At 36.1% G+C, this 15,629-nt stretch carries 22 protein-coding genes; 21 read left to right on the top strand and 1 reads right to left on the bottom strand.

The window, feature by feature from the left end; all coding sequences use genetic code 11:
- Window positions 1–7 precede the first annotated feature (7 nt).
- The 19 genes from AB3G38_RS09340 (at window position 8) to AB3G38_RS09250 (ending at window position 12,405) form a co-directional block, all read left to right on the top strand.
- Window positions 8–736, top strand: coding sequence for a hypothetical protein (locus AB3G38_RS09340; protein WP_367868223.1), 729 nt, complete (start codon window positions 8–10; stop codon window positions 734–736).
- On the top strand, window positions 736–1,227 hold the full coding sequence (locus AB3G38_RS09335) for a hypothetical protein (RefSeq protein WP_367868222.1): 492 nt from the start codon (window positions 736–738) through the stop codon (window positions 1,225–1,227). Before AB3G38_RS09340 ends, AB3G38_RS09335 begins: the two co-directional genes overlap by 1 nt.
- A 9-nt stretch (window positions 1,228–1,236) precedes the next feature.
- Window positions 1,237–1,737 carry an RHS repeat-associated core domain-containing protein gene (locus AB3G38_RS09330; RefSeq protein WP_367868758.1) on the top strand — a complete coding sequence of 167 codons (501 nt, stop codon included), beginning with the start codon at window positions 1,237–1,239 and terminating at the stop codon, window positions 1,735–1,737.
- A gap of 8 nt (window positions 1,738–1,745) precedes the next feature.
- Entirely contained in the window at window positions 1,746–1,970 is a 225-nt protein-coding gene (locus AB3G38_RS09325) for a hypothetical protein (RefSeq protein ID WP_367868221.1), read from the top strand.
- A gap of 4 nt (window positions 1,971–1,974) precedes the next feature.
- Window positions 1,975–2,547, top strand: coding sequence for a hypothetical protein (locus AB3G38_RS09320; protein WP_367868220.1), 573 nt, complete (start codon window positions 1,975–1,977; stop codon window positions 2,545–2,547).
- Window positions 2,548–2,550: 3 nt separating this feature from the next.
- A complete protein-coding gene (locus AB3G38_RS09315; protein ID WP_367868219.1) occupies window positions 2,551–2,709 on the top strand; it encodes a hypothetical protein in 159 nt (52 codons plus the stop codon).
- A 226-nt stretch (window positions 2,710–2,935) separates the two neighbouring features.
- On the top strand, window positions 2,936–3,367 hold the full coding sequence (locus AB3G38_RS09310) for a hypothetical protein (RefSeq protein WP_367868218.1): 432 nt from the start codon (window positions 2,936–2,938) through the stop codon (window positions 3,365–3,367).
- On the top strand, window positions 3,364–3,831 hold the full coding sequence (locus tag AB3G38_RS09305; protein WP_367868217.1) for a nucleotidyltransferase: 468 nt from the start codon (window positions 3,364–3,366) through the stop codon (window positions 3,829–3,831). Before AB3G38_RS09310 ends, AB3G38_RS09305 begins: the two co-directional genes overlap by 4 nt.
- Window positions 3,832–4,081: 250 nt before the next feature.
- Window positions 4,082–4,387 carry a hypothetical protein gene (locus AB3G38_RS09300; protein WP_367868216.1) on the top strand — a complete coding sequence of 102 codons (306 nt, stop codon included), beginning with the start codon at window positions 4,082–4,084 and terminating at the stop codon, window positions 4,385–4,387.
- A gap of 78 nt (window positions 4,388–4,465) precedes the next feature.
- Window positions 4,466–5,092 carry a hypothetical protein gene (locus tag AB3G38_RS09295; RefSeq protein ID WP_367868215.1) on the top strand — a complete coding sequence of 209 codons (627 nt, stop codon included), beginning with the start codon at window positions 4,466–4,468 and terminating at the stop codon, window positions 5,090–5,092.
- On the top strand, window positions 5,082–5,651 hold the full coding sequence (locus AB3G38_RS09290; RefSeq protein ID WP_367868214.1) for a suppressor of fused domain protein: 570 nt from the start codon (window positions 5,082–5,084) through the stop codon (window positions 5,649–5,651). The genes AB3G38_RS09295 and AB3G38_RS09290 overlap by 11 nt, the downstream gene beginning before the upstream one ends.
- 347 nt (window positions 5,652–5,998) lie before the next feature.
- Window positions 5,999–6,340, top strand: coding sequence for an RHS repeat-associated core domain-containing protein (locus tag AB3G38_RS09285; RefSeq protein ID WP_367868213.1), 342 nt, complete (start codon window positions 5,999–6,001; stop codon window positions 6,338–6,340).
- Window positions 6,337–6,840 (top strand): M91 family zinc metallopeptidase, encoded by a 504-nt coding sequence (locus AB3G38_RS09280; RefSeq protein ID WP_367868212.1) that lies wholly within the window; start codon window positions 6,337–6,339, stop codon window positions 6,838–6,840. The genes AB3G38_RS09285 and AB3G38_RS09280 overlap by 4 nt, the downstream gene beginning before the upstream one ends.
- A 3-nt stretch (window positions 6,841–6,843) precedes the next feature.
- Window positions 6,844–7,347: a hypothetical protein gene (locus tag AB3G38_RS09275; protein ID WP_367868211.1), complete on the top strand. Its 504-nt coding sequence runs from the start codon at window positions 6,844–6,846 to the stop codon at window positions 7,345–7,347.
- A gap of 424 nt (window positions 7,348–7,771) precedes the next feature.
- Window positions 7,772–8,203 (top strand): hypothetical protein, encoded by a 432-nt coding sequence (locus tag AB3G38_RS09270; protein ID WP_367868210.1) that lies wholly within the window; start codon window positions 7,772–7,774, stop codon window positions 8,201–8,203.
- A complete protein-coding gene (locus AB3G38_RS09265; protein WP_367868209.1) occupies window positions 8,200–8,667 on the top strand; it encodes a nucleotidyltransferase in 468 nt (155 codons plus the stop codon). The genes AB3G38_RS09270 and AB3G38_RS09265 overlap by 4 nt, the downstream gene beginning before the upstream one ends.
- Window positions 8,668–9,633: 966 nt before the next feature.
- A complete protein-coding gene (gene istA / locus AB3G38_RS09260) occupies window positions 9,634–11,193 on the top strand; it encodes an IS21 family transposase (protein WP_367866590.1) in 1,560 nt (519 codons plus the stop codon).
- Between the two features lie 4 nt (window positions 11,194–11,197).
- Window positions 11,198–11,947: an IS21-like element helper ATPase IstB gene (gene istB, locus AB3G38_RS09255; protein WP_367866589.1), complete on the top strand. Its 750-nt coding sequence runs from the start codon at window positions 11,198–11,200 to the stop codon at window positions 11,945–11,947.
- Between the two features lie 197 nt (window positions 11,948–12,144).
- Window positions 12,145–12,405: a hypothetical protein gene (locus tag AB3G38_RS09250; protein ID WP_367868208.1), complete on the top strand. Its 261-nt coding sequence runs from the start codon at window positions 12,145–12,147 to the stop codon at window positions 12,403–12,405.
- 132 nt (window positions 12,406–12,537) lie between these two features.
- Here AB3G38_RS09250 and AB3G38_RS09245 read toward each other — a convergent pair whose 3' ends face one another.
- Window positions 12,538–13,731 carry a pyridoxal phosphate-dependent aminotransferase gene (locus tag AB3G38_RS09245; RefSeq protein ID WP_367868207.1) on the bottom strand — a complete coding sequence of 398 codons (1,194 nt, stop codon included), beginning with the start codon at window positions 13,729–13,731 and terminating at the stop codon, window positions 12,538–12,540.
- Between the two features lie 134 nt (window positions 13,732–13,865).
- On the opposite strand from AB3G38_RS09245, the gene AB3G38_RS09240 reads away from it, so the two are divergent.
- Together AB3G38_RS09240 and AB3G38_RS09235 are read left to right on the top strand one after the other, a co-directional pair.
- Window positions 13,866–14,885, top strand: coding sequence for a cation diffusion facilitator family transporter (locus AB3G38_RS09240; protein ID WP_367868206.1), 1,020 nt, complete (start codon window positions 13,866–13,868; stop codon window positions 14,883–14,885).
- 247 nt (window positions 14,886–15,132) lie between these two features.
- The gene (locus tag AB3G38_RS09235) at window positions 15,133–15,582 is read left to right on the top strand and encodes an NUDIX domain-containing protein (RefSeq protein ID WP_367868205.1); all 450 of its coding nucleotides are present in this window, start codon (window positions 15,133–15,135) and stop codon (window positions 15,580–15,582) included.
- The last annotated feature ends 47 nt before the right edge of the window (window positions 15,583–15,629 follow it).

Below are 15,629 nucleotides of genomic sequence, written 5' to 3'. Positions count from 1 at the left end.
AGATGGAATGTATACAGATTATTACGGATCAGGTTGTAATTTTCTTGGAACAGATGGGGTTGATAATGGTAAAGTTAAAGTTGCTATGACAACATCAACAGAACAAGCGATTACTTCCTCTATAACAAATGGCAAAGTCAGCATCAATGAAAGTAATTATAAAGATTTGATTAATAACCCAACTTCCAATGAGATTAGTACAATGGATAATGCATTTGCTACTATGGAATCTAATGGTATGAATGAACAGGGTTTTGGTGTAGGTAATAATAGAGGGCAGCAAAATATGCAAACAGTTTCAAGTACTGGTAATACCAGTGTTCAAACGGGTAGGGCAATAGCGGCTTTAGCTTCCTCTGGAAATACTATAAGCTATGATGGGCATACTCATGGTGCAGTTATTAAATCAGATCCTGCAACAGGTAACATTTCTGTTGGAGGAAGTGGTTCTTCTGCGGGAGATAGAGCTGGTTCGGTTTATGGGCAGCCAAATGTAGTACTAGGGTATGATGTGCAAAACAACACAGGTAATATAACAACAGCCGATGTAACTAATGCAGTGAGTAATTCAGGTAAGTATATGCCTTTAAATCCGGCCAACTTTAATAAAACTATAACCTTTTATAATCAAGTAGGTGATATTAGAACTATGAATTACGGTACATTCAAGTCTAATACATCTTCAATAAGAGTTCAAAATTATATGACACATTTACCCAATCTAAACATAAGATAATGCATTACAAATTTAAAATCTTAATAATTGCTGTTTTATTAACTTTAAATGCTAGTGGACAGTCGGTCAAATTGTATGATATATTAAAACACGCATATTCCAGTGCATCTGATTTGTCAATTATTAATGGTAAGAACTTGAATTATGTGATTCCTAAATATATATCCATTATCGATACCGTCAAAAGAGAGGACCGAGATCGATCATTTAATATATTATATTATCTAAACGATACGGCATTTGAAAGTCATCTAAGAAAGGTGAAAAATGTAACGGTCTTGTCCGTTAATTTTAATAAAATTGGAAATGGCGTAATGGAAATTATACTGGAAATAACAAATACGAAGGATGACCAGTATTTTGGAACATATAAGTTTTTTACATTCATTGATAAAAGGCGACTGAAACTAGTCTATAATAATTCAAAAAAAGCTTGGGAATATAGTTCGATTATAAAGATTTTTGATGAACCAAGAGTAGGGCAGGATTAACTAAAACATATAGAGAAGTACGATTACGGGGCAAGGTTCTATGATCCGGTTATTGGGAGGTGGAACGTTGTAGATCCGATGTCAGAAGACTATGGGGACGCTTCTCCATACAACTACACTTTAAATAATCCTGTTAATAATACAGATCCGGATGGGATGAGTGTAGATGTGCCAGTTGGTATCCGTAATGATTATAATTTTGGACCGGATGGTAAGCTTGATAATGTAGTTATCAAACCTGGTCCTGATCATTTTTATCAGACGGATAAAGATGGGAAAACCAGTGAATTAAATGGAAATCAGTTAACTCCTGAGATGTCTGCACAATATTTAAAGAAAAATGCTGAATTAGGTACTAATTTAGAAGAGGTGGCCATTACAGCTAAAATTAAACCTGTAAAAATGGAATTCCCTTTATATATAGGTGCTAGGGGATTGATATCTGGTATCCCACGATTAATAAAGGTGGGGCAGAATTACTTGATGGGGCGCAGAATTTATCTCAATTGATAGCGTCTATGGCAAATGGAAAATCAATAGTATATTCAAAAGGTGGAAATCGAAACATTTGGCCTGACCAATATGGTTATCCTCCAAATGTGAAAGATGTTGATTGGAAGAACAAATCGGACGGTCAATTAGCCGACGAAAAAAGTAATTCAATCCAAGATAAAAAGAGGGGACAAAGTACTCCTAATAATATGGCGAAAAAGTGGTTTAGAGATAAGCGGCCTAAAAATTAATAATATGACTGAGAATTTTGATAAATCAGAGAAATACAGAAAATATGTGATTGAACTTCAGTTTAAGGAGGTTGATTTATATACAATCTGGGGTACTGATATGCTAGATTGTGAAAATGATAAGCTTTTAGTGAAAGGTGCCAAGCTAATAGTGTTTAAAACTTTGGATCTATTAGAGACATCTTTAGAAAAATTAGAGCATCCATTCATGGATAAACAGAATTTTAAGAAATGGGTCTGTGAAGAAAATTTAAAACAAGTATACAATGTTAATAATGTAAAGTTATTAGCTGATTTTAACTTAAACTTATTAGAAGATAAGAAATCTTCATTAGATATTTTAAATTCTATAAATCTAATTCAGGATTTTTTTATTCAAATAAATGCAGAGGACCTCGATAATATCTATGGGGATTCTTCTGTCGCTGATTTAAAGGATTTTATTTACAATAATTATTTTTGGGAAAAGCGAAGTGATGGTTCTGACTATAAGGTACTTGAACATGCTGATATTCAACGCTTATTAAATGAATTATACAATGATTTTTATAGTAAATTAAAAATAATAGACATTTAAAAAGTGGGAAGAAGTGATCCCTATGTACTGAAACTCCTGAACTTAAAAGCCAATACTACTTTTTACGAACAGGAACTTGAACAAACCATTATTGATAAGTTGCAGGAGTTTTTATTGAAAGTCCCACTGCTTAGACACTTTGGTGTATGTTATAGTCTTTAGACCTATTTCAAAGGTATAACAAAGCCCGTGATCTTATGATCCGGGCTTTGTTATTTACTGTCCGTAAGTTTTTCTGGCATTTGCATCCCTCTCTACATAACCTAGAGAGGGCCGGTTGGTTTTTAATGGTTTTTTGAGTGAGTGGGTTAAGAATTATAAGGAGGCAATCGGGACAATTTTATCTTTTTATGACTAATATTGTTATGATGTTTGTTATATTTGATATATGGAAAGGCTAATTATTCAAGAAAAGAGAGTAGTCGTAGTTTTTTGGAAAAATAACACAGAGAATCCTTTTGAAGTGTTTTCTAATCTAAAGAACTTTTGTTTAAGCTATTCACAGTTTAATTACAACACCATAAGTAATTATTTGAGTAAGGCTAAAGTCGCTTATGAAAATCAGGAAATACGAATAGAACGTAAAAATATTATTTTAAAGCCTAAGCCTGTTCCTGAACCCCGAATTAGAAAAATTGTACCTGTACTAAGAAGGGTTATGATGAAAGATGCCAATGATGAACAACATGATCTGAAATATTGGTTGGGCCGACCGGTAAAAGAGCGTGCTGCTGCAGTTACTTACATCATTTCTCAATCTTTAACAAAGGGACAAAGAATGGATAAAACTAAGCTGGTAAAGAAAAGAATGTACGCATGACGTTAGCCGAAGATTTTGAAGATTTTATTAAATTGTTAAACCAATACGATGTTGAGTACATGGTTGTGGGAGGCTATGCACTGGCATTTCATGGTAAGCCTCGCCACACAGGTGACCTCGATATTTGGATCAATGTATCTGAAGAAAATGCAATTCGAATGCTCAAAGTTGTGAATGATTTTGGGTTGCAATCTCTTGGCTTCCAAAAGGAGGATTTTTTAACTGAAGGATTAATTAGCCAGATTGGATATCCACCATTACGGATTGATGTGCTGAACCTCATTGATGGAGTTAAGTTTAGTGAGGCGATTTTAAATATGGAAAAGATAGAACTCGAGGATGATCTTGTCATCAACTATATCGGCCTTAACGATCTCGTGAAAAATAAACAAGTCTCCGGCCGTAGACAGGACATCACCGATGTTAAGACATTACAAAAGTTAATAAAATCTAAAAAAAGGTAGTTTTCTTTATATTGCCGAATACTGCCGATGAAAATTAAAGACATGTAAATAATAGACTTTATAGTATTATAGCTGTTTGTATCGGTGGTTATTAAAACGAAAGATTAGATCTTCCGCTTTTTTAGGCTTACCCATTTCCCGGTTGAATGAGCAAGAATTTGTAGACTTGATGTCGCAAAATGCGATATCAAGTTGGAGGCACTCGAAGTGCCAATGAACAGCGAAGTAGACTATTAAAAATTAGTTATAAATGGAGCAATCGTTAAATAATAAATTTAGACCTGTAAGCTTGTTTTTGTTATGGATAGGTCTGTGTTTAGTTTTTGGATTATTTATACCCGCTTTAAGTGCAGGCTCTAGTTCCAGTTCCGAAGTTCCATTTGTATTACGTATATACACTATTATTGGTCTAGTTTTTGGGATGTTTCTAATAAGTTTATCCAATATGTTTTTCTTTAAAAAATGGGTTAAGAAATTTTGGTATATAAATGGTTTTATAACTTTAGTCACTGGAGGTATAATTGCTTATTATGTTGTGGAAATTATTACTTTATAGCCTCGAAGACATTGTCTGAGTAGAGAGGAGTACGATTACGGCGCTAGGTTCTATGATCCGGTAATTGGAAGGTGGAACGTGGTTGATAAGCTGGCTGATCATCCTAATCAAATTCATCTTTCTCCGTATGCATATGGTTGGAATAATCCGACTAACTTAACTGATCCGGATGGTAATTGTCCGCAATGTTTTGTATTTGCAACGGAAGCGTTAACTTATGTTGCTGCTACTGCATTAGCCGCCGTGTCGACGTACATGATTGTTAGCTCAGCGAAGCAGATTTCAAATAATGGTAGTTTTTATAGTTCTGCTCAGGATAATACTAGTGTTTCTCAACCTAAGCTCCAGGCTATTGCTAAAAGTGAAAATGTTGAACCGAGTTCTGACAAAAAGGATGTAAATAAGCCAAGTGAGCCATATAATCGAAAAAAACATTATGGGAACACTCCAAAGAAATCAGATAGAAAAGCGTTAGACACAAAACCAGGTGAAGTGGTGGATCATGAGCCTGAACTTGTTAAAAGATATTATGAAGGTGATTCAAGTACTGGAGAAAAGCCAGGATATCAAATGACACCAGAAGTGAGGAAAAGTAGTGCGAATGATAGAACGAGAATGAAAAATCAAGGTAGGGCTGAATCGAATAGTCAAGGTGGCAGAGCAAAAAAATATTCAATGGATCAAAAGAAGAAGCATGAATTATAGCATTGAAGAATATAAGAGTAACATTTTGAATCACTATTCAAGTAATTGGGGTGACGGTTTTCAGGAAAGAAAGTGGTCGAAAGGACCAATAATTGAGGTAGTGCCACACCTTTCTATATTAGAATATAGACCTTATTCATCAAGAGAAATGTGGACGTATGCTACATGTGGTATGTCAACTTATACTCATGTTTCACCTATTGAAGTGCATATGTTCTCATCTGTGCAAGATGATTCAATTGTTGAGCTTCTTAGTTCAGTTTGTTATTATCATAATGTAGAAGCTAATCTTGATTTGGGGCATACAGTGAATTTTGGTCGCTCTTGGCAAGGTTCTTCAGAATCATCATATGGCTTAGTCTCTTTACCATATTTAGACGGGCCGAATTTGGAACTCATGAGTTGGGGTGATAATAGGGAAATACATTTTTATTGGCTTATACCAATAACCAAAACAGAAGTGGAATATAAAAAAGAGTATGGGTTAGAAGCATTGGAAGATAAATTCGATACTGATGAATTCAACTATCTAGATCCTAATAGAAGAAGTATTGTTTAATTACATAGTATGTAACAACAAAGTCCGTGATCTTAGACTGCCCCCAAAAAAGTTAGACACTATTTGAGGGCAGTCTAAGATCACGGGCTTTGTTGTTATTTAGCATTATAAGTTTTCTTTGTTTTGTAATCCCGATGATCATATCCATATATTGAAAGATGTGCTGCTTTACTTTCGGGGGCTATCTATGCTGTAACAAATGCATTAACGAATGCAGCACTGACGTTCATAGTTGCGCACTTCAAAGTCGAATCTCCAACAAAAAAAGCCAGACAAGTCTAATCAGTAAACTCAAATAAAGCACTAACTTTACGGGAAAAGAAAGTTCTTTATAACACTGAAAAAGTTTGGCCAGCAAATCCCGCAAACCTAAAAAAAGTTGCGTAAGGGAGTACGATTACGGCGCTAGGTTTTATGACCCGGTGATTGGGCGTTTCAATACGATAGACAGGTTTGCAGATAAATATGTTAATCTGAATCCTTATCAATATGGAGCAAATAATCCAGTTCTTAATATTGATATTAACGGAGATTCCCTGCGTATAAGCCACAATGGTCAGGACTACTTATATCAAAGTGGAAAGTTATATCAGAACGGTTCTGAATATACTGGAAAGGTTAAAGGATTTTTAAAGCAGACAATAAAATCTCTGAGTGAGATTAGTACTGGAAGGAAGGCGCTGCAATGATTTCTGAACTTGAAGGGTCAACGAATAACTTCAGTATTGTTAAGGGAGATAGCAAATTTAAGGAAAATAGTGTGTTTAAAGGCTATGCAAACCAATTACAAACAGACCCGTCTCAAGCTGGAGCTCTTCAGGCAATAACAGGTGCTGGCTTAAGCTTAGAGGGTGGTTCTGGTGGTAATGTTTCTTGGGATCCATCAGGTTCAATGCTTCCTACTACAGATGGCGGTCGAACAAATAGTACTACCGATTTGGCGCATGAAATGTTTCATGGATTGGATGCAAATAGAGGTATGTTAAATGACAGGATGCAGGATGGAATTAAAGGAAGCGAATGGCAAGCTGTTTATAGGGAAAATGTGCTAAGGGGACAAATGGGACAGCCTCTAAGAACTCATTACATTAAAAGTGTAGATCCATCGGGAGCTTATATAGGAGGTAGCGGGATCAGAATGATTACTTCTGCAAATCAACCTATTCTTCCAGTTGGATATAAACCATAAGATATGAAAAGTATAATTTATATAATATTACTTTCTTTTATTGTGTCCTGTGCAAGTAGTCAAGAAATGACTGCGATACAGTATAAGAGAAATAAAATAGAAGGATCTGTAAAAAAAGATATATATTCTATGACGGTACCTAGGGGTTATAAGCTTGTAACTTTAGTTGGAGGTCATAATGAATTGGAAAAGCAATATATCTATTCAGATTCCTCTAAAGTGTATATCTCAGACTTTGGAAGTAGCATATTAAACTATGATAATATTGTCTCATTGGGCGATAGCATTGCTAATAAGCGGTTTGAGGGACTAGAATTAAAGGCTAAAATAGCTAAAGAGTTAGGCAAAGAATATGTGCCAGATACTATAGTTTTACAAGGGAAAATGGTCAATGGTTTATATTGGAAAGATATTAGAAAGGGCTATTTAAGTATAGGCTATGTGAATGTCCCAGAAAATCGAAGGAGCGAATTCGAAAAAATATTAAAGTCATTTATGGAAAGATAGATCACTTACATTTGGTTTTATCGTTTTGCCAAGACTAAATTTTGATAAAACTGTATTAAATAGTTTTTTAGAATCACGATATCATTTAGTTGCTAAGCCTGTTAGTCCTCTTAAGTTTAGTAAACTGCCATCCGAGATTAGAGATATTCTTATGGCTTCAAAATATGATGGTAATATTGATTCGATTATAGATAGTCAGACCATAACGTAGGTAATAGTCAAAGTCCAGCCAATTAAAGCTGGGCTTTGCTGTTTACTGTCCATAAGCTTTTCTGGCATTTGCATCCCTCTCTACATAACCTAGAGAGGGCCTGTTGTTTTTAATGGCTTTTTGAGTGAGTGGGTTAAGAATTATAAGGGGACAGGCGGGACAATTTTATCTTCTTATGACTAATATTGTCATGATGTTTGTTATATTTGATATATGGAAAGGCTAAGTATTCAGGGGAAAAGAGTAATCGTAGTTTTTTGGAAAAATAATACAGAGAATCCTTTTGAAGTATTTTCTAATTTAAAAAACTTTTGTTTAAGCTATCCGCAGTTTAATTACAATACTATAAGTAATTATTTGAGTAAGGCTAAAGTCGCTTATGAAAATCAGGAAATACGAATAGAGCGTAAAAATATTATTTTAAAGCCTAAGCCTGTTTCTGAACCCCGAATTAGAAAAATAGTACCTGTACTAAGAAGGGTTATGATGAAAGATGCCAATGATGAACAACATGATCTGAAATATTGGTTGGGCCGACCGGTAAAAGAGCGTGCTGCTGCAGTTACTCACATCATTTCTCAATCTTTAACAAAGGGGCAAAGAATGGATAAAACTAAGCTGGTAAAGAAAAGAATGGACGCATGACGTTAGCTGAAGATTTTGAAGATTTTGTTAAATTGTTAAACCAATACGATGTTGAGTACATGGTTGTGGGAGGCTATGCACTGGCATTTCATGGTAAGCCTCGTCACACAGGTGACCTCGATATTTGGATCAATGTATCTGAAGAAAATGCAAATCGAATGCTCAAAGTTGTAAATGATTTTGGGTTGCAATCTCTTGGATTCCAAAAGGAAGATTTTTTAACCGAAGGTTTAATTAGCCAGATTGGATATCCACCATTACGGATTGATGTGCTGAACCTTATTGATGGAGTTAAGTTTAGTGAGGCGGTTCTAAATATGGAAAAGATAGAACTCGAGAATGATCTTATCATCAACTATATCGGCCTTAATGATCTCGTGAAAAATAAACAAGTCTCCGGGCGCAGACAGGACATAACTGATGTTAAGACATTACAAAAGTTAATGAAATCTAAAAAAAGGTAGTTTTATTTATATATGCCAAATACTGCCGATGAAAATTAAAGACATATAAATTATAGACTTTATAATATTATAGCTGTTTGTATCGGTGGTTATTTAAACAAAAGATTAAATTCTCTGCTTTTTTAGGCTTTCCCATTTCCCGGTTGATTATCGTGAATACGAATGAATAAAATTAAAGGCTAAAGAACCTGAAGGAAGAGAATAGACCAGAGACCTTAGTTTTACAAGGTAAAACGACTCACTTATATATAGATTGCCAATCATTATTTTCATTACCATATGGAGTGTAGGATTGTAACATCGGAAAACCTTAATAAGCGATATAAGTTTCGGTCTTGATGAAAATATGTAGGTTTACTAACTGTAATACTGCCCCAATGAGACTTTTTAGATATTATTATTATAGAGTATTTAGTTGTTTTTTAAATGGGAGTTCGATTCCATTTTTCCAGACTTTTGCATTAATTATCATTTTTGCTTTTTTTAATGTATTGACGCTGCTGAACTTAATTTTTTCTGTAGGATTTGGAATAAAAATAACTTTGCCTGTTGGCTCTGGAATAAAGTGGTTTTTGCCTGTCTTAATAATTCTTCCACTTTTTGCGTTATTCTATTATTATTTTAAAAAGTTAAAGTCTCATGAAATGATCATGAAACAATTTCAGAATGAATCATCCAGACAAAGATATTTAAGTAGATTATTTGTAATCATCTATTTTATCTGTTCGATGGCATTATTTGTTCTTGTATTATGGTTAAGACAGCAGATCAGACATTATTAAGAGTGTATATTAAGCTATTTTATCAAGCCAATGTAATTCTGATGTAGTCGGTAATTAAAACTGCACAGAAATCGGCAAATAGAAATACACAGAAAATGGCAACAAGAGTGCACAAAAAAACGACGGAGTTTTTATACCCCGCCGTTTAAATACGAACTTCATTGGTCTACGAAAACTGATGAAGATGAACGCATTCTTACGCAAATTTATGATGTATTATGATATTAAACGAATGCACCTTGACGGTCGTTCGATTTCTCAGATTAGCAAAGCCCTGGATTGCAATCGCCGGACAGTAAAAAAGTATCTGGATATGGAGGATGAGGAATTTGAATCCTTCCTGAAGTCCCAAAGTACGCGGGGAAAGCTGCTTTTACCCTACGAAACTTTCGTTCATGAGCGGCTGGAACTGTACCGTGATACCTCTGCCGCTCAGATGCATGATTGGTTAAAAGAACACCATGCCGAGTTTCCACAGGTTAACCAGAAAACTATTTTCAATTTTGTAAAGTGGGTTCGTCATCAGCATCACCTGCCTTTTGAGCGCCCCTTGCGGGATTATTCTGCAGTTGAAGACGCTGCTTATGGAATGCAGGGCCAGATAGATTTTGGAGAATATAATATGCGTTCTGGTGATGGAAAACGTGTAAAGATCTATTTCTTCACGCTTGTGCTGTCCCGTTCCCGGTTCAAATACGTTTGTTTCAGCTGTAAACCATTCACCAGTAGTACCGCCATTACTGCGCATGAAAGTGCCTTTAAGTATATCAAAGGCATACCTGATACTTTGGTTTACGACCAGGATAAAGTATTTATCAGCAATGAGAACCATGGAGAACTGATCCTGACTGCGCAATTCAAAGCATATGTGCGCGACCGGAAGTTTAAAGTCCATATGTGCAGAAAAGCAGATCCTGAAAGTAAAGGCAAGATAGAGAACGTGGTGAAGTATATTAAACAGAACTTCCTTTATAACCGCGCCTTCCACGACCTGGAAACACTAAATGAAGATGGATTAAAATGGCTGGAACGCACTGCCAACAGACTGGATCATGCCCTGACTAAGAAATCCCCTTTGAATGAGTGGCAGATTGAACAGGACTTTCTCAGGCCTTTTGAGCCTATCGCTGATACCGGGCCAGCTCCGGTATTATATTCAGTGAGAAAAGATAACATGATTTCCTGGAAAAGTAATCTTTATTCATTGCCCCTTGGAACCTATACCGGCCGGGGAAGTCAGATAGCTGTTAGTTTTGAAAATGGATATCTGGTTATCTGTGGACCAGGTCAGAGAGAATTATGCAGGCACGCGGTCGCTGAAGGGATTGGCCTAAAGATCATCAATACTGATCACAAAAGGGATAAAAGTGCAGCCCTGGCAGAAATGACGGCTGAAGTCTGTAAGCTGATCAGTGACGGAGATAATTTGCGCCGCTTCATTAGCGCCATTCGCGCTGATAAGCCCCGGTATCTGCGTGATCAGTTGATCCTGCTCCGTGAGGTCATTACCAGTAACGACCATCAGCTGATTGAAAAAGGATTACTCTTCTGCCTGCAGCAAGGCGTAAACAGTGCCAATGACTTTAAGGCACTGATCTCAAAGTTTAAGCAACAGGCCATCCCGGTAGCAGTCACCCCAACAGGGTTAAACCCCTTGAACGGGTCTTATCCACCGCAAGCTTTGCTACAGCCCCAGGTAAGTAGAATTGATGACTATCAGCAAATCCTGAATCAACTTAATTAATCATATGAACCAAAAACAACAGATTGATCAATACTGCCGCCAGTATAAGATTACAGGAATGGCCGTAAAAATAGAACAGATGGTTAAAATAGCCGAAAACAAGCAACTCAGTTACATGGGTTTTCTAATTGAGCTTTTTGAACAGGAATCCCTGCACAGAGAGCAGCAGGCCAAAGAAAGATTACTTAAAACTGCGCAATTGCCCGCGAAATGCAGCCTTGACCAATATGAAATACGGGATCAAAACGGGCTCTCTCTGCAAAAAATAAATACGTTGAAGGAAATGGACTGGCTGGATCAAATCTATAATATTATGTTGCTCGGCCCTTCAGGGGTAGGAAAGACTTTTTTTGCAGCCGGACTTTGTGCACAGGCAATAGAAAAAGGCTATAAAGCTTATTTCAGAACAATGGATGATATCCTGAATATACTTCGCATGAAGGACTTTTCCAGAGCTGCAATGGCAGATTATAAGAGGCTCGCCAAGGCCAATCTAATTATCATTGATGATATTATGCTCTTTCCGGTAGAAAAAGCCCAGGCAATTAATCTGTTCAACTTTATCAATCAATTGTATGAGAATACTTCATTTATTATTACCACCAATAAGATGCCTGCAGATTGGGCTAAAATGCTTGATGACGAAGTGCTGGCAACCGCATTACTTGATCGCTTACTCTTCAGATGTGAAGTCATTAACCTCGCTGGAAAAAGCTACAGAATGGAGAATAGAAAAACTATTTTTGAAACTTAAACTGGGATATATACTTTTGTAAAACTGTGCACTATTGTTGCCAAAAGTTGTGCATTCTTATTTGCCATTTTCTGTGCATTGCTATTTACCGATTACAATTCTGAACGCAATTTGTTCAGAATTACATTGGACTCATTATCGGCTGTTGTTGTATTTTGTACCAAAATGTACTTACAAGATCTTAATTTAATAATCATATGGAGGAATTTCCATTACTAAAAGCTGAGCAAGTCGCATTATTGAGAGCAGATATTAATACGGGTATTGTACTAGATAAGAATTATGTTTATGCGACTATGCCGGATCAGGAAGTTTTTGTAATTTTTGATAATATAGAATATGCTATCAAATTTGCTAAGGAAATTATCTCTGAAAAAAAGGATATAGAATGCGGAATATATAAAGATAATTCAGTCGCTCTTTTAATATTAGATCGTGATAATATAAACTTGTATTGATTAATTATTTTCTAAAATGGAACGCAGTGCGTTCCAAATTGAAGCTGAAAAGCTAAAACATCAAAAGCCAGTGATATTGATCACTGGCTTTTGATATTGCTTTAAATAAAGCGTATAATTCTAATTGATAAACTAGCTCAATTTAGCTAATGCTTCTTTGATTCTTGATACTGCTTTTACCAATTGCTCTTCTGCTGCTGCATAAGAAATACGGATACAGTCTTCGTTTCCGAAAGCTTCACCTGTAACAGTTGATACATGCGCTTCGTTTAATAAATAAAGACACAAGTCTTCAGCATTGGTAATCACTTTACCCTCAAAACTTTTTCCAAAATATTCTTTCACTTCAGGGAAGAAATAGAAAGCTCCGTCCGGAAGGTTTACCTTAATACCCGGCACTTCTTTCAGCAATCCATAAACTAAGTCTCTGCGTTTTCTGAATTCATTTTTCATCTCAACTACACTATCCAGGCTGCTTTGGTAAGCTGCAAGGGCTGCACGTTGTGAAATCGATGAAGTTCCTGAAGTAATCTGACCTTGTAATTTATCACAAGCATTAGCTATTTCAGTGTTAGAAGCCATATAACCAACTCTCCAGCCTGTCATTGCATAAGCTTTGGAGAAACCATTGATAATAATCACACGGTCTTTGATTGCATCAAAAGAAGCAATAGAAGCATGTTTATCTACAAAGTTGATATGTTCGTAAATCTCATCAGAGATGATATAGATATTCGGGTGTTTTTCAAATACAGCTGCAAGACTGGCTAATTCTTCATGGCTGTAAACCGATCCTGTTGGATTACATGGAGAAGAAAACATGAAAAGCTTTGTGTTTGGCGTAATAGCAGCTTCAAGCTGATCTGCAGTGATTTTGAAATCATTCTCAACAGTAGCGTTGATGAAAACAGTTTCACCTTCTGCTAATTTGATCATTTCAGAGTAAGAAACCCAGTAAGGCGTAGGTACGATTACTTCCTCTCCAGGGTTAACCAGACACATTACTGCATTAGCTAATGATTGTTTTGCACCAGTAGATACTACAATCTGGTCAAAAGTATAAGTTAATCCATTTTCATTCTTCAGCTTTTCAACAATTGCCTTCCGCAGTTCAGGGTAACCCGATACAGGAGTATAATAAGAATAGTTCTCATCGATTGCCTTTTTAGCGGCCTCCTTAACATGTGCTGGTGTAAAAAAGTCAGGCTCTCCGAAGCTTAAATTAATTACATCAATTCCTTTAGCGGTGAGTTCTCTCCCCAGCTTTGCCATTTTAATGGTCTGTGATTCTGATAGGTTATTGATTCTTTTCGATAAAAATGTCATGATTCGCTTATAAGAAAGCAAATATAAAAACCTGGAGCAATTTGGCACTAAAAAAAGCAACTTATAATATATAAATTATTGATTTTTTATTTAAAGGGTGGTCTTATTATCAATTTAATAATGAACATGTCCTTATGTGCTTAGAGAATTGTACTTTTGGGGCTAAAATCAATCCTTTGCAGCCTAAAAAGAAAGCAATACTCGTTTCACTCTGCATTAGCGTTGTCCTGATGCTGGCCAAATTCGGTGCCTATTTCATTACACACTCCAATGCAATTTTAACAGATGCCGCCGAAAGTATTGTCAATGTATTAGCCAGTAGTTTCGCTTTTTACAGTATCTACCTTGCCACTTTGCCAAAAGATGAAAATCATCCTTACGGTCATGGCAAAGTGGAGTTCTTTTCTGCTTTTGTAGAGGGGGTACTGATCGCTATCGCAGGGCTGATTATCATTTTTAAATCCAGTTATGATCTGATAGTTCCCAGAGAAATTCATCAGCTGCTGGATGGAGCAATTATTATCGGGATTACCGGAGTAATTAATCTGCTGGTAGGTTATTATTTGATCAATACAGGTAAAAAACATCGTTCACTGACTTTGGAAGCGGATGGTAAACACCTGCTGACAGATGCGGTAACCAGTGGTGGTCTGGTCATCGGTATTCTTTTAATCAAAGTCACTGAAATTTACTGGTTAGATAGCGTAATTTCTATTCTCCTTGGTTTCTATATTGTCTATAGCGGATATAAGCTGACCAGAAAATCTGTAGGTGGTTTAATGGACGAGAGTAATGTGGAGCTGGTTGAAACCATCGTAGAGATCCTGCAAAATAACAGGCATAATTCCTGGATTGATGTTCATAATTTAAGAGCACAACAGTATGGTGCTGATCTTCATATTGATTGTCACCTGACACTTCCTTATTATTATGATTTGAATCAGGTGCATGCTGAAATTTCATCCATTGATCATTTAATTAATGGAAATGCAGACCGGAATACCGAACTGTTTATACATGCCGATCCTTGCTTGCCAGAATGCTGTAACTATTGTAAACTAAAAGACTGCCCGGTAAGGCAGGAAGCTTTTTCCGGAGAAATCGGATGGAATTTAGAAAATACTACAAAAAATAAGAAACACTTCAGCCAGTAGGGGATAGCACAAAGAAATTTTTGAAAGCAGCACGTTATTCCTTAAAATCAAAGAAGTTCCGGATATACTATTCTGTATTCCAGGGAATAAGCAAGTATTTAGTATATCACATCGCACGGGTGAGATGTTTGTTTATATTTGTCCCCTTATTAGTTGCCTTTATGAAATAGCTGCGCCGTGAAAACTCCGTATTTTATTTGAGTCCAGGTAGCTGTATAAATACTTCAGCAAAACAAACATTTCAACCATGAGTTATTTCAATGTAAGAGTTTACGGTCTATTAATCAATGCAGATAATCAAATATTGGTTAGTGACGAACAATCCGGAGGACGAAGCTTCAGCAAGTTTCCAGGTGGTGGGTTAGAATATGGTGAAGGCCTTATTGATGCACTGAAACGTGAATTTATGGAAGAATGTAATGCTGAAATAGAAGTCTTAAGCCATTTCTATACAACAGATTTTTACGAAAAATCTTCTTTTAATGATAGTCAGATCATCAGTATCTATTACCTGGTCAGAGAAGTAGGTACCTTAACGATGAAGTTCAAAACAGAAGCTTTTGATTTTGATCCTGAAACTTTGCAATCTTTCCGCTGGATTGATCTGAATGCACTTGCAGAAAGTGATGTAACTTTTAAAACTGATAAAACAGTCGTGAATATGTTACTTTCGCTAATCGCTGAGTCTGCAGATTAAACTATAATATTTGTACTGGTTTAATCAGGAGCGACTTTCTGATTAAA

The organism is Pedobacter sp. WC2423 (genome assembly GCF_040822065.1).
GTDB lineage: Bacteria > Bacteroidota > Bacteroidia > Sphingobacteriales > Sphingobacteriaceae > Pedobacter.
Note: the sequence above shows the minus strand (reverse complement) of the source record. Positions and strands in the feature narration are given on the sequence as shown.